This window comes from Variovorax boronicumulans (assembly GCF_030812215.1).
Lineage (GTDB): Bacteria > Pseudomonadota > Gammaproteobacteria > Burkholderiales > Burkholderiaceae_C > Variovorax > Variovorax boronicumulans_C.
This window is the reverse complement of record NZ_JAUSSG010000001.1, coordinates 864,639-883,059: the sequence shown is the minus strand read 5'-3', so window position 1 is coordinate 883,059 and position 18,421 is coordinate 864,639. Positions and strand designations below refer to the sequence as shown.

At 66.5% G+C, this 18,421-nt stretch carries 16 protein-coding genes and 1 tRNA gene; 12 read left to right on the top strand and 5 right to left on the bottom strand.

The annotated features are described in order from the left end of the window. Position 1: 1 nt before the first annotated feature. Genes J2W23_RS04160 through J2W23_RS04150 form a run of 3 tightly spaced genes read left to right on the top strand, consistent with a single transcriptional unit; the run spans position 2 to position 2,491 of the window. Positions 2–1,528 carry a DHA2 family efflux MFS transporter permease subunit gene (locus J2W23_RS04160; RefSeq protein WP_307647768.1) on the top strand — a complete coding sequence of 509 codons (1,527 nt, stop codon included), beginning with the start codon at positions 2–4 and terminating at the stop codon, positions 1,526–1,528. Positions 1,529–1,542: 14 nt separating this feature from the next. Further along, positions 1,543–1,830, top strand: coding sequence for a hypothetical protein (locus tag J2W23_RS04155; protein WP_307647767.1), 288 nt, complete (start codon positions 1,543–1,545; stop codon positions 1,828–1,830). After that, entirely contained in the window at positions 1,817–2,491 is a 675-nt protein-coding gene (locus tag J2W23_RS04150) for a TetR/AcrR family transcriptional regulator (protein WP_307647766.1), read from the top strand. The genes J2W23_RS04155 and J2W23_RS04150 overlap by 14 nt, the downstream gene beginning before the upstream one ends. A gap of 13 nt (positions 2,492–2,504) precedes the next feature. Here J2W23_RS04150 and J2W23_RS04145 read toward each other — a convergent pair whose 3' ends face one another. The 3 genes from J2W23_RS04145 to earP all read right to left on the bottom strand — a co-directional run bounded on the left by J2W23_RS04145 (position 2,505) and on the right by earP (position 5,422). Then, on the bottom strand, positions 2,505–3,368 hold the full coding sequence (locus J2W23_RS04145) for an LOG family protein (protein ID WP_176658496.1): 864 nt from the start codon (positions 3,366–3,368) through the stop codon (positions 2,505–2,507). Positions 3,369–3,582: 214 nt separating this feature from the next. Beyond that, positions 3,583–4,137 carry an elongation factor P gene (gene efp, locus J2W23_RS04140; RefSeq protein WP_062479082.1) on the bottom strand — a complete coding sequence of 185 codons (555 nt, stop codon included), beginning with the start codon at positions 4,135–4,137 and terminating at the stop codon, positions 3,583–3,585. 175 nt (positions 4,138–4,312) lie between these two features. Further along, the gene (gene earP, locus J2W23_RS04135; RefSeq protein ID WP_307647765.1) at positions 4,313–5,422 is read right to left on the bottom strand and encodes an elongation factor P maturation arginine rhamnosyltransferase EarP; all 1,110 of its coding nucleotides are present in this window, start codon (positions 5,420–5,422) and stop codon (positions 4,313–4,315) included. Between the two features lie 86 nt (positions 5,423–5,508). Here earP and J2W23_RS04130 point away from each other — a divergent pair, with 86 nt between their 5' ends. Beyond that, on the top strand, positions 5,509–6,960 hold the full coding sequence (locus tag J2W23_RS04130; protein WP_176658494.1) for a M20/M25/M40 family metallo-hydrolase: 1,452 nt from the start codon (positions 5,509–5,511) through the stop codon (positions 6,958–6,960). A 51-nt stretch (positions 6,961–7,011) separates the two neighbouring features. Here J2W23_RS04130 and ggt read toward each other — a convergent pair whose 3' ends face one another. Then, positions 7,012–9,063 (bottom strand): gamma-glutamyltransferase, encoded by a 2,052-nt coding sequence (ggt, locus tag J2W23_RS04125; RefSeq protein WP_307647764.1) that lies wholly within the window; start codon positions 9,061–9,063, stop codon positions 7,012–7,014. A gap of 143 nt (positions 9,064–9,206) precedes the next feature. Between ggt and uvrC the strand changes: the two genes are divergently transcribed. The 3 genes from uvrC to J2W23_RS04110 are packed head-to-tail and all read left to right on the top strand — an operon-like array spanning position 9,207 to position 12,700. After that, positions 9,207–11,180 carry an excinuclease ABC subunit UvrC gene (uvrC, locus tag J2W23_RS04120; protein ID WP_176658492.1) on the top strand — a complete coding sequence of 658 codons (1,974 nt, stop codon included), beginning with the start codon at positions 9,207–9,209 and terminating at the stop codon, positions 11,178–11,180. Between the two features lie 60 nt (positions 11,181–11,240). Next, the gene (gene pgsA / locus J2W23_RS04115; protein WP_176658491.1) at positions 11,241–11,807 is read left to right on the top strand and encodes a CDP-diacylglycerol--glycerol-3-phosphate 3-phosphatidyltransferase; all 567 of its coding nucleotides are present in this window, start codon (positions 11,241–11,243) and stop codon (positions 11,805–11,807) included. Then, positions 11,804–12,700: a DMT family transporter gene (locus J2W23_RS04110; protein ID WP_307647763.1), complete on the top strand. Its 897-nt coding sequence runs from the start codon at positions 11,804–11,806 to the stop codon at positions 12,698–12,700. Before pgsA ends, J2W23_RS04110 begins: the two co-directional genes overlap by 4 nt. Positions 12,701–12,703: 3 nt before the next feature. Here J2W23_RS04110 and J2W23_RS04105 read toward each other — a convergent pair whose 3' ends face one another. Beyond that, complete coding sequence (locus J2W23_RS04105) at positions 12,704–13,663, bottom strand: LysR substrate-binding domain-containing protein (protein WP_307647762.1); 960 nt, start codon at positions 13,661–13,663, stop codon at positions 12,704–12,706. Between the two features lie 71 nt (positions 13,664–13,734). Here J2W23_RS04105 and J2W23_RS04100 point away from each other — a divergent pair, with 71 nt between their 5' ends. The 5 genes from J2W23_RS04100 (at position 13,735) to J2W23_RS04080 (ending at position 18,330) form a co-directional block, all read left to right on the top strand. Then, positions 13,735–14,646 carry an alpha/beta fold hydrolase gene (locus J2W23_RS04100; protein ID WP_307647761.1) on the top strand — a complete coding sequence of 304 codons (912 nt, stop codon included), beginning with the start codon at positions 13,735–13,737 and terminating at the stop codon, positions 14,644–14,646. Then, entirely contained in the window at positions 14,643–15,728 is a 1,086-nt protein-coding gene (locus J2W23_RS04095; protein ID WP_307647760.1) for a tartrate dehydrogenase, read from the top strand. The genes J2W23_RS04100 and J2W23_RS04095 overlap by 4 nt, the downstream gene beginning before the upstream one ends. 233 nt (positions 15,729–15,961) lie before the next feature. Beyond that, positions 15,962–16,234: an HU family DNA-binding protein gene (locus J2W23_RS04090; protein WP_007830705.1), complete on the top strand. Its 273-nt coding sequence runs from the start codon at positions 15,962–15,964 to the stop codon at positions 16,232–16,234. Positions 16,235–16,260: 26 nt separating this feature from the next. Beyond that, positions 16,261–16,336, top strand: a tRNA-Val gene (locus J2W23_RS04085). 77 nt (positions 16,337–16,413) lie between these two features. Further along, positions 16,414–18,330, top strand: coding sequence for a SurA N-terminal domain-containing protein (locus J2W23_RS04080; protein WP_176658486.1), 1,917 nt, complete (start codon positions 16,414–16,416; stop codon positions 18,328–18,330). Positions 18,331–18,421 lie beyond the last annotated feature (91 nt).

Genomic DNA, 18,421 nt, shown 5'->3' with positions numbered 1-18,421 from the left:
CATGGACTCCGTGAATCCCGCCCAGACCGATCCGCGCCGCCGCATCGCGCTCGTGGCGGCGGTGTATCTCGGTAGCTTCATCGCCACGCTCGACGTGAGCATCGTCAACGTGGCACTGCCCACGTTGCAGCGCGCGCTCGCCACCGATCTGGCCGGGCTGCAGTGGGTGATCGATATCTACGCGCTGTGCCTCTCGGCCTTCATCCTCTCGGCGGGGCCGGTGGGCGACCGCTATGGCCGCAAGCGCGCATGGCTGGCCGGCGTGGTCGTGTTCACGCTGGGTTCGGCGATGTGCGCGATGGCCGGCAGTCTTTCCACCCTGTTGGCAGGGCGGGCGGTGCAGGGCGTGGCCGGTGCGCTGATGATCCCCGGCGCGCTCTCGCTCCTGGCGCATGCTTTTCCCGAACCTGCCAGCCGGGCGCGGGTGATCGGCGGCTGGTCGTCGTTCACGGCGCTGTCGCTGATCCTCGGGCCGATGCTCGGCGGGCTGCTGGTGGACAGCGCGGGCTGGCAAAGCATCTTTCTCATCAACCTGCCCATCGGCGTGTTGACCGTGGGGCTCGGGCTTTGGGGAATTCGGGAGAGTTCGCACCCCGAGCATGCGGCGCTCGATCCGGTCGGGCAGGTGCTCAGCGTGCTGTGGCTCGGTGCGCTGACCTATGGGCTGATCGCGGCCGGCGAGTACGGCTGGGGCTCCGGCCGTGCCGCGACCGCACTTGTGGCGGCAGTCATCGGTCTTGCGCTGTTCCTGATGGTGGAGGCGCGCGTGGCGCGGCCGCTGCTGCCGCTCGCGCTGTTCCGTGATGCGCGCTTCGCGGCCACCAATTTCGCCTCGTTCGTGCTCGGCTTCTCGTCATATGCGAGCCTGTTCTTCTTCTCGCTTTTCTTGCAGCAGGTGCAGGGCTGGTCGCCCAGCGACGCCGGCTGGCGGCTGGTGCCGCAGTTCCTCGCGACCGGCCTCATCGCCTCGCAGTTCGGCCGGCTGGCGCGGCGCTTTGAGGTGCACACGCTGATGGTCGCGGGCTACGCGCTTCTCGGTAGCTCGATGCTGCTGACACTGTTCTCGGCCGATACGCCCTACGTGCTGCTGGCGCTCCTGTTCGTGTTCCTCGGTGCAGGCACTGGCTTGGCGGTGCCGTCCACAAGCATGGCGGTAATGGCATCCGTGCCCGCGCAACGCTCGGGCATGGCGTCGGCCACGATGAATGCGCTGCGCCAGGCCGGCATGCTGATCGGCATTGCGTTGCTCGGCACGCTGATGAGCACACGGGCAACCGCGTTGCTGGCCACTGCGCTCGAGCAGGCCGGGCTGCGCGATGCGCAACACACGGCCGTCGCGGCCGTCTCGCGGCATGACCTGGGCGCACTGGCCTCGCTCGATTCGGGCACGGCGCACACCCTGCTGACCGGCGCGCTCGCCGACGGTTTCCACGCTGCCATGGCCTGTGCGGGCGTGGCGGGCCTGCTCGCGGCGGGGCTGCTCGTGCGCGTCAGGCCGCGCGCTGCCGCATTGCCGGTTCGAGCCTGAGGCCTCGCAACGCCATGCCCGCCGCCCTCGTGCCTGTGCGCTTGAGCACGTGGATTCGATCGACACCCGATCAAGTGCTTCCCGTGGCCACTGCGCACACGATGCCCGCCGAGCAATACGAGAAAATCCCCGAATTGACAATCGAGAAGCACTCCGGTCCGCCGGTCGGCGTCTTCGCCGCCACCGACAGCGTGTTCGCCGGGCTCGGCGGGCAGTCGCCTGTGCGACGCAGCCTGCAACTCGACACCGTCATCGACGCCGCGCCCCCTCCGTTCACCGAGATTTGCCATGACACGAAGTGACCCGATCGCCGATTCCGTCCCTGCAGGCGAGGCCGAAGTCGCGCCGCGACGGCGTACCAAGGCGCCCGAGATCCGCGCCGTCGCGTTGATGGACGCCGCCGAGCGCCTCTTCATCGAGAAAGGTATCGCCGCCACCAGCATCGACGACATCGCGGCCGGCGCGCAGGTGGCCAAGGGCACGTTCTATCTGTACTTTCCGTCGAAGGAAGCCATGCTCGGCGCGCTGCAGCAGCGCTTTGTCGATACCTTCTGCGAACGCCTGCAGAACGCCATGGACCGCCACCGCCCCGGCAACCACCATGCGCGACTGAAGGCCTGGGTGGAGACCGGGCTCGAAACATACCTCGACAACGTCGCGCTGCACGACGTGGTGTTTCACGAATACAGGCCCGAGAACCGACGCATGCGCAATGACAACGCGGTCATCACGCAACTGGTCGGCTTGCTGAAGCAGGGGGATGCCGCGGGAGTGTGGGAGGTCGAGGACGCGACGCTCACCGCCGTGATCCTCTTCAATGCGCTGCACGGCGTGGCCGACGACGCGGTGGCCATGGGCCCGGCCGGCGACCCGTTGGCCGACCGCCGCCGCCGCGCCCGTGCGCTCACGCGGTTCTTCGAGCAGGCGCTGCACCCGGACGTCATCGACGACAGCGACGCCTGAGCGTCCGCGGTGATCAGAGCTTGTAGAAGCGCTTGATGTAATCCCACGCGTCTTCGGGCGCGTCGACGTACTCGAAGAGCTTCACGTCGCCCGGCGAGATCACGCCTTCGTCGACCAGGAAGTCGAAGTCGATCATCCGCTTCCAGTAGTCCGAGCCGAAGAGCACGATCGGCACCGGCTTGGACTTCTTCGTCTGCACCAGCGTGATGACTTCGAACAGCTCGTCCAGCGTGCCAAAGCCGCCCGGGAACGCCACCAGCGCCTTCGCACGCATCATGAAATGCATCTTGCGGATCGCGAAGTAGTGGAACTTGAAGCTCAGCGCCGGCGTGACGTAGGGGTTGGCTTCTTCTTCCATCGGTAGCGCGATCGCCAGGCCGACCGAGATGCCGCCGCCTTCGTGCGCACCGCGGTTGGCCGCCTGCATGATCCCGGGGCCGCCGCCGGTACAGACGAAGAGCTTGTCCTGCGGCTCCTTGCCGTTGCTGTACTGCGCGACCAGCTTGCCGAAGGTGCGCGCCTTCTCGTAATAGTGCGAGTTGCGCGCAAGGCGGCGCCAGCGCTCGGCGGCCACGGCGTCGCCGGCGGCATCGGCTTGGGCGATCAGCGCGGCGGCGTCTTCCTCGCTGCGAAAGCGGGCGCTGCCGAAAACCACCACGGTGTTCTCGATGCCGTGGGCGCGCTGCTCGAGGTCGGGCTTCATCAGCTCCAGCTGCATGCGGATGCCGCGGGTCTCGCGGCGCAGCAGGAACTCCGGGTCGGCGAAGGCGATGCGCGAGGGGTCGGGATCGAGCGGGAGACCTTTTTCGGAATGGGCCTGGAGCGTGGCCCAGGCATCGGCGAGGCGTTTGTCGTGAAGATCGTGCGTGTTGTTCATGAAGGACTCGGACAGAAGGACCTGAGGGATTGTGCAGCGTTGCAACCGCCATGCCCAAGAAACGAAAAAGGCCCCCGAAGGAGCCTTGAACACGGAACGAAAAAGAAGCTTTTTTCGTGAAACACCGCGGAACCGGCTTTGCCGGGCCGCAGGTGTTGCCCCCGGTAGGGGGTTGGCGAAGCGACACGAAGTGCGCGCAGCCTGGGGGCGAGCCTTAGACCCGCTTGCGGTATTCGCCGGTACGGGTGTCGATTTCGATCTTGTCGCCTTGCGACACGAAGAGGGGCACGCCGACTTCGAAGCCGGTGGCGATCTTGGCAGGCTTCATGACCTTGCCCGAGGTGTCGCCCTTGACGGCCGGCTCGGTCCAGGTGATTTCGCGCTCGACGCTGGTCGGCAGTTCGACCGAGATGGCCTTGCCGTCGTAGAACACCACTTCGACGGCCATGCCGTCTTCCAGGTAGTTCAGGGCGTCGCCCATGTTCTCGGCTTCGACTTCGTACTGGTTGTACTCGGCGTCCATGCAGACGTACATCGGGTCGGCGAAGTAGGAGTAGGTGCACTCCTTCTTGTCGAGCACGATCTGGTCGATCTTGTCGTCGGCCTTGAAGACCACTTCGGTGTTGAAGTTGGCGATCAGGCTCTTCATCTTCATGCGCACGGTGGCGGAGTTGCGGCCGCCGCGGCTGTATTCGGTCTTGAGGACGACCATCGGGTCCTTGCCGTGCATGATGACGTTGCCGGCGCGGATTTCTTGAGCGATTTTCATAACAGGTTCTCTGGATGTTGGCCGCTCGGTGCACGGGGCCTTCAGTGACGCTTGGCGACGTTCGAAACGTTAGTGCCGCTGTGTCTGGCCCCGCGGTACAGGTCCCGCGGCAGGTTTGGCGAAGAGCTTCTCGGGTCCTGATGGGCCCGGGCCGAAATCCGCAAAGCCCGCTATTTTAGCTTTTTTGGACGATCAGATGCCGCAGTTGGGTGACCAGATCGTCCTGTGCGTGCAGCCTGTCGCGCGCCGCCCGGGCCGTTTCGCGCCATGGGCCCTGCGTTTCCAGGGGCGGCAGGGGTCCGTCGTCGAAGCCGTTCCAGACGTGGTGAAAACGCCTCAGCGAGGGCGGGGCGCCGAGCCAGTCGAGCCAGGCATTCAGCTTGGCGTGGTGGGCGTCGTCGTCCTGCGGATAGATCTGCCAGACCAGCGGCGCGCCGGCCCAGAGCGCGCGCACGAGCGAATCCTCTCCCCGCACGAAATTCAGGTCGCAGGCCCAGAGCAGGTGGTCGAAATCCGGCTGCGTCAGATAGGGGAGGTATGAAATCGATAGCGCGCCATGCCCATGGAGTGGGGCGTTCTCTGCCGAAGCATTCGAAAAGTGCGCCTTCACGGCGTTGGCGGCGCGGCCCGCCGTCACCAGCAGCCGGGTGGGCTCGGAGCCTTCCGACAACTGGGCGAGCAGCGCCGCCAGCGCAGGCGGCTCGTAGCAGAACAGGGAAACAAGGCGCTCGTTTTCTTTCCAGGGAATCTGCTGCGCCGCCAGCCATGAGTCTCGATCGAAGCCTGCCTGCCGTTCCAGCAGGTCGGGCTCTCGGAGCAGTCCGCCGGTCGCGGACGTGAAGCCCGGATAGAAAAAGCGCTTGGTCAGCCCAGCCCCCGGCCCCTTGAACACGGGCGAGGGCAGGCCGTGCAGGCGTTCGACGTACGGCTCGGCTGACAGATATTCGAGGTTGACCCAGGCCCGGTGCGCGCCTTCAACCGTGGCCGCTGTGGCAAAGCGTGCAATGAGTTCCGGTGCCGGCTCGCAGCCGAAGGCCTCGATGAGCACGTCCGGCGCCGGCTCAGCCACGGCCGCCCCTACCGCAACAGGGTCGCTCCAGTCGATCACCTTCACGCCGTCGTATCCCGCGGGCGCCATCCAGTTCAGCGCCGTCCCATCGTCGATCCAGAGCCGTACCTGCTCGCCCAGCGCAGCCAGTTGCCTGGCCAGCCGCCAACAGACGCCCAGGTCGCCGTGGTTGTCGATGACCTTGCAGAAGATGTCCCATTGCATGTGCGTGCCCATGGTCGGGAGTGTGCCTGTCCCGGGAGGCCATTCGGGGCCTGGCTTGCTATGCTGACCGTCACAACAACCCCGGAGAGAGAAAGACCATGAGGATGCAGACCCGTTCGCAGTTTTCCCTTCGTTCCACCAAGACCGTGCTCGCTCTGTCGCTGGCCCTGTGCGGCATCGCCGGCATGACCGGTGCGTCGGCCCAGACGAGCACGCCGCCGGCCTCGCTCACGCCGCAGCAACAGCGCTTTCACGACATCTACAAAGAGCTGATCGAGATCAACACCACCCACTCGACGGGCGACAACACGCTGGCGGCGCGCGCCATGGAAAAGCGGCTGATCGAATCGGGCTTCGCGCCCGGCGACATCCAGATCTTCGAACCCTTCCCGAAGAAGGGCAACCTGGTGCTGCGTTTCAAGGGCAACGGCAGCAAGAAGCCGCTGCTTCTGCTGGCGCACATCGACGTGGTGGAGGCGCGGCGCGAAGACTGGAAGACTGATCCGTTCAAGCTGCAGGAAACCGGCGGCTACTTCACCGCACGCGGCTCCATCGACGACAAGGCCATGGCCTCTGCGCTGGTGTCGGTGCTGGGGCAGCTCAAGCAGGAGGGCTTCAAGCCCAGCCGCGACATCATCCTGGCGCTCACCGCCGACGAGGAGCGCGGCGATGCGCTGAGCAACGGCGCCTTCTGGCTCATCAGCAACAAGCCCGAGCTGCTGCAGGCCGAGTTCGGCATCAACGAAGGCGGCGGCGGCGAGCTGCGCGGCGGCAAGCCGAACCTGCACCGCATGCAGGTGGCCGAGAAGATGTACACCACCTACATGCTGGAGGCGCGCGACGTGGGCGGCCACAGCTCGGTGCCGACGAAGAACAACCCCATCTATGCGCTCTCCGCGGGGCTGGAGCGGCTGGGCAACTACGCCTTCCCGATCAAGCTCGCGGACGTCACCAAGACCTACTTCGCGCGCAGCGCACCGTTCGCCACCGGCCAGTTGGCCGACGACATGCGTGCCATCGGCACCGGCAACCCCGATGCCGGCGTGCTCGAGCGCATGACGGCCAATCCGGCCTACAACGCGCAGCTGCGCACCACCTGCGTGGCGACGATGGTGCAGGCCGGCCACGCCGAGAATGCGCTGCCGCAATCGGCCAAGGCCACGGTCAACTGCCGGATCCTCCCACACGATGACCCCGACGAGGTCGAACGCCTGCTGACCCAGGCCGTGGGCAACGACAAGATCGTGGTGCGCAACATGGGCAAGCCGCTGCGCAGCCCGGCCTCGCCGCTGAATGGCGACCTCGTGAAGACGGTGGAATCCCTCACGCAGCAGATGTGGCCCGGCGTGCCCGTGGTGCCCGCGATGAGCACCGGCGCCACCGACAGCCGGTTCCTGCGCAACGCCGGCATCCCGATGTACGGCGTGACCGGCATGTTCCTGGAGCCAGCCGATGCGCGCGCGCACGGGCTGGACGAGCGCATCGAGATCCAGCGCCTGTACGACGGGCGCGAGTTCCTGTATCGGCTGGTGTCGGAAGTCGCGAAGTAAGTAATCAGGCAGAGGGCAGGCGCCGCGCCTGCCCTCTGCGCCTTCTTGCCGTCAGGGCGTGAAGGTATCGCCCAGCACGATGCCTTCGCGCCGCGGGTCGGCACCGCCGGTGAGCACCGGCTTGCCGCCGACGGTCGTGCGGATGATGGTGCTGATGCCGCTGGACTGCGGCCCGAAGTTCACCGTATGGCCGAGCGCGCGCAGGCCGGTGATCAGCGGATCGTTGTTGCCCGAGTTCGAGGTGTCGATGGCCGGATGCTCGCCGCCCACGTTGGTGTTCGGGCTGTTGGTCGCGCCGAAGTCCACCAGCGAGGTCGCCTGCTGCGCATCGAGGCCCCAGTCGAGCGCGCCGACCACGGTCTTCACCACGTACTGGATGATGGTGCCGCCGCCCGGCGAGCCGGTGCCCATCACGAATTCGCCCATGGTGCCGTCGCCGTTCTTCCTGAACACCATCGTGGGCGCCATCGTGCTGCGCGGGCGCTTGCCCGGAGCGACGCGGTTGGCGACCTTGATGCTCGGGTCCACGGTGTCGTTCGGGTTGGCCGCGAAGTCGGTCAGCTGGTTGTTCAGCATGAAGCCCTGCGTCATGTGGAACGAGCCGAGCGTGCTCTCGACCGTGGTCGTCATCGTCACGACGTTGCCCTCCTTGTCGACCACCGTGAAGTGGGTGGTGCCGTGCTCCTCGGTCTTGTCGACGCCCAGCGGCACGCTGCCCAGATTGCCCGCCGTTGCCGTGCCCATGCTCTTGGACAGGCTGATCAGGCTGGCGCGCTGCTGCAGGTAGGGCTTGTTGAGCATCGTGTCAGGCGAGCCGCCGGGCAGCGGGATGAAGTCGGTGTCGGCCACGTACTTGTCGCGGTCGGCGTAGGCCAGGCGCTCGGCCTCGCTCACCAGGTGCACCCCCATCACTGTCGGCTTGCCGCCCTCGATGTCGATGGCGGTGGGCTTGTACAGGCCCATGTTGAAGGTCTCCAGGATGCCCAGCGCCTGCACTACCGCGATGCCGCCCGAGGACGGCGGCGACATGCTGCACACGTAGTAGTCGCGGTAAGTGCCGCAGACCGGGTCGCGGCGCTTGGCCACGTAGTTGGCCATGTCGGCCATGGTCGTCACGCCGGGCGTGATGGCCGAGCCGTCGTTGGCCGCGGTCGTGATGCCGACCTTGTCGACGATGGCCTGCGCGATCGGGCCTGTGTAGAAAGCGTTGGCGCCCTCGGTGGCGAGGGTGGTCAGCGTCTTCGCATAGGCCGGGTTCTTGAGCTTCGTGCCCAGCGCCTTGGGCGTGCCGTCGGCGTTGAAGAAGTAGGCCGTCGCCTCCGCGTCGCGCTTCAGGCTGGTTTCCGACGAGGCGATCGCGGCGGCCATGCGACCGCCGATCGAGAAGCCGTCCGACGCCAGCGTGATGCCGTAGCTGAACAGGTCCTTCCAGGGCAGCTTGCCGTGGTCCTTGTAGGCGACGTCGAGCATGCGCACCGCGCCCGGCGTGCCGATAGAGCGGCCGCTGGCGCGGGCGCTGGGCTTGGGCAACCCGCTGGCCGAATCGGTCTGCACGGCGTAGCGCAGGTAGTTCTCCGTGGCCGCGGCGGGTGCCATCTCGCGTCCGTCGTAGGCTTGCACCTTCTTCGTCTTCGCGTCGTAGTGCAGCATGAACGCACCGCCGCCCAAGCCGCTCGATTGCGGCTCGACCAGGCCGAGCACGGCCTGCACCGCCACTGCCGCGTCGACGGCGCTGCCGCCTGCCTTGAGCACGTCGCAGCCTGCGCGCGTGGCCAGCGGATGGTTGGCCACCACCATGTAGTTCTTCGCGTAGACCAGCTTGTGACCGAGCACGTAGCCAGATGCGGGTTCGGGCGCGGCGGGGTCGCCCGGATCGCCGGAACCCACCACGACCGGCGTGCCGCCGTCGCCGATCAGGCAGCCCTTGTCGGCTTCAGGCGGGACGGGCGGGTTGTTGGCCGCGTTGATGGCTGCAATGGCCGCGGCGATCGCCGCGTTGTTGTCCTGTCCGCCACCACCGCCGCCGCCGCAGCCGGCCACGGTCAATGCAAGCGCCAGGGGTGAGAGCACCCGCCAGGCGCGCGCCTGGGTCTTCTTCGTCATGGAGTTCTTCCCGAATGGTTTTGATGGAATGACACGGGCGCTCCTCGCGCCCGTCTTCATCATCAGCACAATTCGTTCCAGCCACCTCGGGGTTTGCGCGCAGGCCTGCGACGCGCGTTCCGCGTGAAGCCACAATAGCCGCCATGTCAGACGTGCATTCCGATCAATTGCTTAGCGAGGTCGCGGCGCTGCCGCAACTTCCGGGCGTGTACCGCTACTTCGACGCAGCCGGCGCGGTGCTCTACGTGGGCAAGGCGCGCAACCTCAAGAAGCGGGTCGCCAACTACTTCCAGAAGAGCCATGGCGGCACCCGCATCGGCCACATGATCTCGAAGATCGTGCGCATGGAGACCACCGTGGTGCGCTCCGAAGCCGAGGCGCTGCTGCTCGAGAACAACCTCATCAAGACGCTCAAGCCGCGCTACAACATCCTGTTTCGCGACGACAAGAGCTACCCCTACCTGAAGATCGCGTCGCACGCATTTCCGAGGCTCGCCTACTACCGCGGGGCGGTCGACAAGAAGCACCGCTACTTCGGTCCGTACCCGAGCGCCTGGGCAGTGAAAGAGTCGATCCAGCTGCTGCAGAAGGTGTTCAAGCTGCGCACCTGCGAGGACACGGTGTACGCCAACCGCACGCGGCCGTGCCTCCTCTACCAGATCAAGCGCTGCACCGGCCCCTGCGTTGGCTACATCACGCCCGAGGCTTATGCGCAGGACGTGGCCAGCGCCGAGGCCTTCCTGATGGGCGACACCCAGCTCGTGCTCTCCAAGCTGGAGCAGCGCATGACCACGCACGCCGAGAAGCTCGAGTTCGAGCAGGCGGCCGAGCTGCGCAACCAGATGTCGGCGATCTCGCGGGTGCTGCATCAGCAATCGATCGAGATCGCGTCGGACAAGGACGTGGACATCCTCGCGGTCAAGGTGCAAGGCGGCAAGGCCTGCGTCAACCTTGCGATGGTGCGCGGCGGACGGCACCTGGGCGACCGGCCCTACTTTCCGGTGCATGTGGAAGACGCCGCGCAGATCCACCACGGCGAGATGGACGATGTGGAAGAGGGCGCGGCGCCCGTGGCCGCCGACCCCATCGAGGTGCAGGTGCTCGAAGCCTTCATCGCCCAGCACTACATCGACGTGCCGGTGCCCGCCACGCTGGTGCTGAGCCATCTTGTGAGCCGCGAGCTGATCGAGGCGATCTCGCAGCAGGCCGGCGGGCGCGTGACGGCGGTGTTTCAGCCGCGCGAGCAGCGCCGCCACTGGCTCGAGATGGCAGAGACGAATGCCGGCCTGCAACTGGCCCGCCTGCTCGCCGAAGAGGGTTCGCAGCAGGCGCGCACCCGCGCGCTGGCCGATGCGCTCGAGCTCGCGCCGGACGACCTGGACAACTTCCGCGTCGAATGCTTCGACATCTCGCACACCGCGGGTGAAGCCACGCAGGCCTCGTGCGTGGTGTTCGAGCACCACACGATGCAGAACAAGGAATACCGCCGCTACAACATCGAAGGCATCACGCCGGGCGACGACTACGCCGCTATGCGCCAGGTGCTGCACCGCCGCTACGGCAAGCTGGCCGAGGCGATGGCGGCCGAGACCGAGGCGCTGCCGCCTGGCGACGCAGAGAGCGAAGGCGTCGAGGGCAGCGAGGCATCGCCCAAGACGCGCACCGCCCGCATGCCCGAGCTGGTGCTGGTCGATGGCGGAAAGGGCCAGGTGTCGATGGCACGCGAGGTGTTCAGCGAGCTGGGCCTGCCGCTGTCGTTGATCGTCGGCGTCGAGAAGGGCGAGGGCCGCAAGGTCGGCCTTGAAGAGCTCGTGTTCGCCGACGGCCGCGAGAAGGTCTATCTGGGCAAGGACTCCGCGGCGCTCATGCTGGTGGCGCAGATTCGCGACGAAGCGCACCGCTTCGCCATCACCGGCATGCGGGCCAAGCGCGCGAAGGTGCGGGTGGGCGGCAGCCAGCTGGAAGACATTCCGGGCATCGGGCCGAAGCGCCGGGCACGCCTGCTGCAGCGCTTCGGCGGCATCCGCGGCGTGGCCGCGGCAAGCGTGGAGGACATCGCCTCGGTGGAGGGCATCGCCACCGACCTTGCAGAGGAAATCTACAGAGCCCTGCACTGAGGCAGGCACGAAGAGACGGGCCAACCGCCAGGGCCACTCCGCCATGACACAATCGCCCGCATGTTCTGGACCCTACCGACCATCATGACCTGGACGCGCATCGTCGCGATCCCTTTGATCGTCGGCGTGTTCTACCTGCCGATGGCCGAGCCGATGCGCAACCTGATCGCCACGGTCATGTTCATCGTCTTCGCGGCCACCGACTGGCTCGACGGCTACCTGGCGCGCAAGCTCAACCAGACCTCTGCCTTCGGCGCCTTCCTCGATCCGGTGGCGGACAAGTTCCTTGTATGCGCCGCGCTGCTGGTGCTGGTGCACCTGCAGCGCGCCGACGTGTTCGTGGCGCTCATCATCATCGGCCGCGAGATCGCCATCTCGGCGCTGCGCGAATGGATGGCGCGCATCGGCGCCGGCAAGAGCGTGGCGGTCCACATGATCGGCAAAGTCAAGACGACCGTGCAGATGGTCGCGATTCCCTTCCTGCTCTATGACGGGCAACTTTTCAAGGTGATCGACACCGGCCTCTGGGGCCAGTGGCTGATCTGGATCTCGGCGGTGCTCACCGTCTGGTCGATGGTCTATTACCTGCAGAAGGCCATTCCGGAGATCCGGGCGCACTCCAAATGACGGCGGCGGCCACCGCACCCGGTCCGGGCGGCTCGGGGTGGCTGCGGGCCATGCCGGCGGTCTTCGTGCTGATCTGGAGCACCGGCTTCATCGTTGCGCGCTATGGCATGCCCTATGCGCCGCCTCTCAAGTTCCTCGCTGTGCGGTACGCGCTGTCGCTCCTGTGCTTCGGCATCTGGGTCGCGCTCGCGAAGGTCGCCTGGCCGAAGGAGCGTGCGCAGTGGGGGCACCTCGCAGTCACGGGCGTGCTGATGCAGGCGGGTTATCTGGGTGGCGTCTGGGCGGCTGTGCATGCGGGCATGGGCGCGGGGCTCGTGGCGCTGCTGGTCGGCATTCAGCCGGTGCTCACCGCCGTCTGGCTTTCGTTCAATGGCGGGCACATCTCGAAGCGGCAGTGGGCTGGCCTCGTTCTGGGCTTCGCGGGCCTTGTGCTCGTGGTCTCACGCAAGTTCGGGCAGGGCGCCGAAGTCAACGCGTTGACGATGGCGCTCGCGGTCTTTGCGCTTCTTTCGATCACGGCCGGCACGCTGTACCAGAAGCGCTTCGTTGCACCGTGCGATGTGCGAAGCGCGAGCGCGGTGCAGATGGCGGCGGCGCTGCTGGTGACTTTGCCCTTCGCCGCGATGGAAACGCAGGGCATCGGATGGAATGCGCACTCGATCGGCGCGATGGCCTGGTCGGTGCTGGCGCTGTCGCTGGGCGGCAGCTCGCTGCTCTACATGCTGATCCAGCGCGGCACGGCCACGGCTGTGACCAGCCTGCTGTACCTGGTGCCGCCATGCACGGCGGTGATGGCGTGGCTGCTGTTCGCGGAGCCGATCACGCTCGTGACGCTGCTGGGCATCGGGCTCACGGCGGTCGGTGTGAGCCTGGTGGTGCGCAGCGAGCGCTGAACCTCAGCGCGCGCCCGTCTTCGCCGGCTTCCACGGCTCCCCGCGGAACTGCTCCGCCAGGTGATCGAGCAGGAGGCGCACGCGGCGCGGCGTCTTCGGCCGCCAGGGCGCTACCCAGTGGATGTCGGCATCGGGCATCGTGTACTGCGGCAGCACCCGCACCAGTTCGCCGCTGGCCAGTTGCGGCGCGATGTCCCAGAGGCTGCGCAGCATGATGCCGTGGCCCGCCATGCACCAGTCGCGCACCATCTCTCCCGAATTGCTCGCGAGCGGCCCTTGCACGCGAACGCGCGCGGTGCTGCCGTCGCGTGCATGGCGCAGCGTCCACAGCGCGAACTGGCGCTGGTTGACCTCGCCGTTCTCGCGCGCGACCAGGCAGGCGTGCGAGGTCAGCGCGTCGACCGTGGCCGGCATGCCGTGCTGCGCGATGTACGAGGGCGCTGCTGCCAGCACGCGCTGGTTGCGCGCGATGCGGCGGGTGACCCAGTCGGCCGCGCGGTGCTGCTGCACGGCCCACAGCCAGAGCGCACCGTCGTAGCCTTCGGCGCCGAGGTTGGGCAGTTGCTCGGTCAGCAGCAATTCGATCTGCAGCGCGGGGTGCCGCGCCTGGAAGGCGGCCAGTGCCGGCCCTAGCCAGCGTCGTCCGAACCCGAAGGTGGCGGCGAGCCGGATCGTGCCGACGAGCTCGTTCTGCCGTTCGCCCAGCTCGCTTTCGAGTGCTGCAAAACCTTCGAGCAGCGCGCGGGCATGCAGGCACACCGCCTCGCCTTCTGCGGTGACGTTGAGCCGGCGCGTGGTGCGATCGAACAGACGTTGACCCAGCCGGCCCTCGAGCGCCCCGAGCCGCTTGGTGATGACAGAGGGCACGACGTCGAGCGTGGCGGCCGCGCCGGCGAGGCTGCCCTGGTCGCGAATGGCCAGCACCAGCTCGAGATCGCCGCGATCCAGCGAGGAAGAATTCATGCCAATCAGGAAAGTATGAATTGGCTGATTGTTGCTTGATGGTCGCTGGGGCGCAACGCACAATCGTTCCCGTGACTGCCTCCTTCCTCACATTCCCCACCTTCGATATCGAGCGCAACGGCGTGCGCATCCATGGCCGCATCGGTGGCAAGGGCGCCCCGCTGCTGTTGCTGCACGGCCATCCGCAAACGCATGCGATATGGCATCGCGTGGCACCGCAGCTGGCCGAGCGGTTCACTGTGATTGCGATGGACCTGCGCGGCTACGGCGATTCGGGCCGGCCGGCGGCCGATGCCGGGCACGCGGCTTACAGCAAGCGCGAGATGGCGCTCGATGCGCTCGCCGCCATGCGGCACCACGGTTTCGAACGCTTCGGCGTGCTGGCGCACGACCGCGGCGCGCGCGTGGCGCACCGGCTGGCGGCGGACCATCCGTCGGCGGTCGAGCGCATGCTGCTGCTCGACATCGCCCCCACGCTTGCGATGTACGAGAACACCTCGGAGGCCTTCGCGAAGGCTTACTGGCACTGGTTCTTCTTGATCCAGCCGCCGCCGTTGCCCGAGGCGCTGATCGCTTCCGACCCCGTGCGCTATGTGCGCAGCGTGATGGGCGGTCGGCACGCAGGCCTTGCGCCTTTCGCGCCCGAGGTGCTGGCCGAGTACGAGCGATGCGCCGGCATCCCCGGCACGGCCGAATCCATCTGCGAGGACTACCGCGCCTCCGCCACCATCGATCTCGTGCACGACCGCGCGGACCTCGCCGCAGGCCGCAAGCTCGCGCAGCCGCTGCGGGTGTTGTGGGGCGAGCATGGCGCGGTGGGCAAGTGCTTCGATGTGCTCGCGCTGTGGCGCGCGTGCGCCAATGACATCTCGGGCCGCGCACTGCCGTGCGGCCACTACGTTCCCGAAGAAGCCCCGGCCGAATTGCTTGCCGAGGCGCTCGCATTCTTTTCACCCATCCAACAAGCAGGAGCCAACCCATGAGCACCCACAGAATCGCAGTCATCGCCGGCGACGGCATCGGCAAGGAGACCATGCCCGAGGGCCTGCGCGTGGTCGATGCGGCGGCGCGCAAGTTCGGCATCGACCTGAAGTTCGACCACTTCGATTTCTCCAGCTGGGACTACTGCGAGAAGCACGGCAAGATGCTGCCCGACAACTGGAAGGACCAGATCGGCGGCCACGATGCGATCTTCTTCGGCGCGGTCGGCTGGCCCGAGAAAATTCCAGACCACGTGTCGCTCTGGGGCTCGCTGCTCCTGTTCCGCCGCGAGTTCGACCAGTACATCAACCTGCGCCCCGCGCGCCTCATGCCCGGCATCATCGCGCCCGTGGTGCGCCGCGACGGCACGCCGCGCCAGCCTGGCGAGATCGATATGTACATCGTGCGGGAGAACACCGAGGGCGAGTACTCCAGCATCGGCGGGCGCATGTACGAAGGCACGCCGCGCGAGATCGTGGTGCAGGAAACCGTGATGTCGCGCGTGGGCGTGGACCGCGTGCTCAAGTTCGCGTTCGAACTCGCGCAGTCGCGGCCGAAGAAGCACCTCACGAGTGCCACCAAGTCGAACGGCATCTCGATCACCATGCCCTACTGGGACGAGCGCGTGGCCGAGATGGCGAAGAACTACGCCGGCGTGAAGCTGGACAAGTTCCACATCGACATCCTCACCGCGCACTTCGTGCAGCGTCCCGACTTCTTCGACGTGGTGGTGGCGAGCAATCTCTTCGGCGACATCCTCTCGGACCTCGGGCCCGCCTGCACGGGCACCATCGGCATCGCGCCGAGCGCCAACCTCAACCCCGAGCGCACCACGCCGTCGCTGTTCGAACCGGTGCACGGTTCGGCGCCCGACATCGCGGGCAAGGGCATTGCGAATCCGATCGGTCAGATCTGGTGCGGCGCGATGATGCTGGAGTTCCTCGGCCACAAGGAAGCGCACGACGCGATCCTGTCGACCATCGAGAGGGTGCTCGCGCCCCAAAGCGGAGCACCGCGTACACCGGATATCGGCGGCACCGCCAGCACCAGCGACCTCGGAAAAGCGATCGCTGAAGCGCTTTGAAAAGTACTTCACGAAACGTGCGGGAAAGTGCGCGACGAAACGCCCCTAAAATCGCGCGCTCCGCTGTTTTGCATGGCCTCGTGTCTTATTGACACCCTGCAGGGCAGTGGTTGTAATCCTCGCTGGCAGTGCGCTGCCGAGGCGTCAGGCCTGCCAAGCTCTTGAGTCGCACCCGTCGCGGCCAGGTCGCAGCTGACGAAAGCCGACCAACTTTTTCTCTACAAGGGGCCCTTGTGAACAAGACCGAACTGATTGAGCACATCGCAAAGAACGCCGATATTTCCAAAGCAGCTGCCACCCGCGCGCTCGAATCCACCATCGGCGCCATTCGTACCACGCTCAAAAAGGGCGGCTCCGTTTCGCTCGTCGGTTTCGGCACTTTCGCAGTAGGCAAACGGGCCGCCCGCACCGGCCGGAATCCCCGCACCGGCGACGCGATTAAAATCAAGGCAGCCAAGATTCCGAAGTTCCGTCCGGGCAAGGCGCTGAAAGACGCGCTGAACTGAGACTAGACTCGGAGAGTATTCCGGTGGGGTGCTTAGCTCAGTTGGTAGAGCGGCGCCCTTACAAGGCGTAGGTCGGGGGTTCGAGCCCCTCAGCACCCACCACCACCCAGATGCAAAGGCGAACACCAGTTCGCCTTTTTTATTGCCGTCCGACATCCGTCGAAAAAGAGTGTTCAAGCATGTTTGATTTCTTCCGCAAGTACAACAAGATCGTCATGATTTTCTTGTTCTTGCTGATCATTCCCTCGTTCGTGCTCTTCGGTGTTGAGCGTTACCAGGGCTTCAGCAGTGACGAGAAGGTGGCCCGCATCGATGGCCACGACATCACGAAGCCCGAGTGGGATGCGCAGCATCGCAACGAGACGGACCGCATCCGACAGCAGTCGCCCAACGTCGATCCGACGGTGCTCGACTCGGACGCCTTGCGCTACGCCACGCTGGAGCGCATGGTGCGCGACCGCGTGCTGGCCGCAGCCGCCGCCAAGGCGAACATGACCGTCTCCGAAGATCGCCTCTCGCGCATCTTCGCGCAGGACCCGGGCCTCGCGTCCTTCCGCACCCCCGACGGCAAGTTCGACCGCGAGACCTTCCTCCGCGTGACCGGTCGCACCCCCGAGCAGTACGAAGCGCAGGTGCGCGCCGACATGTCCACGCAACAGGTGCTGCTCGGCGTGTCGGGCACGGCTCTCACGCCGCCCGCGCTGGTGGCCGCCACGGTCAATGCCTTCTACGACCGCCGCGAGATCCAGGTGGCGCGCTTCGCGCCCGAGAACTTCGCCTCGAAGGTAACCGTGAGCGATGCCGACATCGAGGCCTATTACAAGGACCACGCCTCGCAGTTCCAGGCTCCCGAGCAGGCCAACATCGAATACCTGGTGCTCGACCTCGATGCGGCCAAGAAGAACGTCGTCGTCAGCGAAGCCGATCTCAAGACCTACTACGAACAGAACACCGCGCGCTTCGGCACGAAGGAAGAGCGCCGCGCCAGCCACATCCTGATCACCGCGCCGGCCAGCATGTCCGCCGCCGACCGCGAAAAGGCGAAAGCCAAGGCCGAGCAGCTGCTCGCCGACGTGAAAAAGGCACCGAACACCTTCGCCGACGTGGCACGCAAGAACTCGCAGGACCCGGGCTCGGCCGAGAAGGGCGGCGACCTCGATTTCGTCACCAGGGGCGCGATGGTCAAGCCGTTCGAAGACGCGATGTTCGCGCTGAAGAAGGGCGAGATCAGCGGCATCGTCGAAACCGAGTTCGGCTATCACATCATTCATCTCGTCGACATCAAGCCGGCGGTGGTGCCGCCCTTCGAGCAGGTTCGCGCCACCATCGAAAGCGAAGTCCGCGCCGCACAGGCCGCGCAGGAATTCGCGAAGGCCGCCGAGGTGTTCACCGATGCGGTGTACCAGCAGCCCGACAGCCTCAAGCCCGCAGCGGAAAAGCTCAAGCTCACGATCCAGACCGCGACCAATGTCCCGCGCGTGCCCGCGCCGGACGCCAAGGGTCCGCTGGCCAGCCGCAACTTCCTGAGCGCGCTGTACGCCGGCGACTCGCTCGAGCGCAAGCAGAACACCGAGGCGATCGAAGTCGGCTCGAGCCAACTCGCCTCGGGTCGCGTGACGCAGTACACGCCTGCGCATCCGATCCCGCTGGCCGAGGTCAAGGACAAGATCCGCGCGCAGCTCGTCACCGAGCGTGCGGCCGTGCTGGCCAAGACCGAAGGCGAAGCCAAGCTCGCGGCCTGGACCGCCAAGGCGGACGGAGCGACTTTCGCTGCCCCGGTCACCGTCTCGCGCATCGATGTGCAGTCGCAACCCATGCCCGTGATCGACGCAGCGCTCCGTGCCGATGCAGCCAAGCTGCCTTCGCTGATGGGCGTGGACCTGGGCACGCAAGGCTACGCGGTGGTGCGTGTGACCAAGGTGGTTCCGCGCACGCCGCCGTCGCCCGAGCAGGCGCAGCAAGAGAGCGCGCAGGTCGGCCAGTCGGTGACAGCAGCCGAGGCCGATGCCTACTACAAGTTGTTGAAGGAACGCTTCAAGGCCGAGATCCTCGTGCCGAAGCCGGCGGACACGCTGCCTGTTGCATCCGCGCGCTGAAGCGAGGCTGCTGCGCAAAACGAACGCCCGGGTCGATGACCCGGGCTTTTTTTTGGTCGCACGTGGGACAAGCGCGGCCTGCGCTTCTTGC

Bases quoted from the DNA above. Each gene is read 5' to 3' on its own strand.
- uvrC (WP_176658492.1), top strand. From the start codon at position 9,207: ATGTCAGACGTGCATTCCGATCAATTGCTTAGCGAGGTCGCGGCGCTG.
- J2W23_RS04130 (WP_176658494.1), top strand. From the start codon at position 5,509: ATGAGGATGCAGACCCGTTCGCAGTTTTCCCTTCGTTCCACCAAGACC.
- J2W23_RS04155 (WP_307647767.1), top strand. From the start codon at position 1,543: ATGCCCGCCGCCCTCGTGCCTGTGCGCTTGAGCACGTGGATTCGATCG.
- J2W23_RS04150 (WP_307647766.1), top strand. From the start codon at position 1,817: ATGACACGAAGTGACCCGATCGCCGATTCCGTCCCTGCAGGCGAGGCC.
- efp (WP_062479082.1), bottom strand. From the start codon at position 4,137: ATGAAAATCGCTCAAGAAATCCGCGCCGGCAACGTCATCATGCACGGC.
- J2W23_RS04145 (WP_176658496.1), bottom strand. From the start codon at position 3,368: ATGAACAACACGCACGATCTTCACGACAAACGCCTCGCCGATGCCTGG.
- J2W23_RS04110 (WP_307647763.1), top strand. From the start codon at position 11,804: ATGACGGCGGCGGCCACCGCACCCGGTCCGGGCGGCTCGGGGTGGCTG.
- pgsA (WP_176658491.1), top strand. From the start codon at position 11,241: ATGTTCTGGACCCTACCGACCATCATGACCTGGACGCGCATCGTCGCG.
- J2W23_RS04095 (WP_307647760.1), top strand. From the start codon at position 14,643: ATGAGCACCCACAGAATCGCAGTCATCGCCGGCGACGGCATCGGCAAG.
- J2W23_RS04080 (WP_176658486.1), top strand. From the start codon at position 16,414: ATGTTTGATTTCTTCCGCAAGTACAACAAGATCGTCATGATTTTCTTG.
- earP (WP_307647765.1), bottom strand. From the start codon at position 5,422: ATGGGCACGCACATGCAATGGGACATCTTCTGCAAGGTCATCGACAAC.
- J2W23_RS04105 (WP_307647762.1), bottom strand. From the start codon at position 13,663: ATGAATTCTTCCTCGCTGGATCGCGGCGATCTCGAGCTGGTGCTGGCC.
- J2W23_RS04160 (WP_307647768.1), top strand. From the start codon at position 2: ATGGACTCCGTGAATCCCGCCCAGACCGATCCGCGCCGCCGCATCGCG.
- ggt (WP_307647764.1), bottom strand. From the start codon at position 9,063: ATGACGAAGAAGACCCAGGCGCGCGCCTGGCGGGTGCTCTCACCCCTG.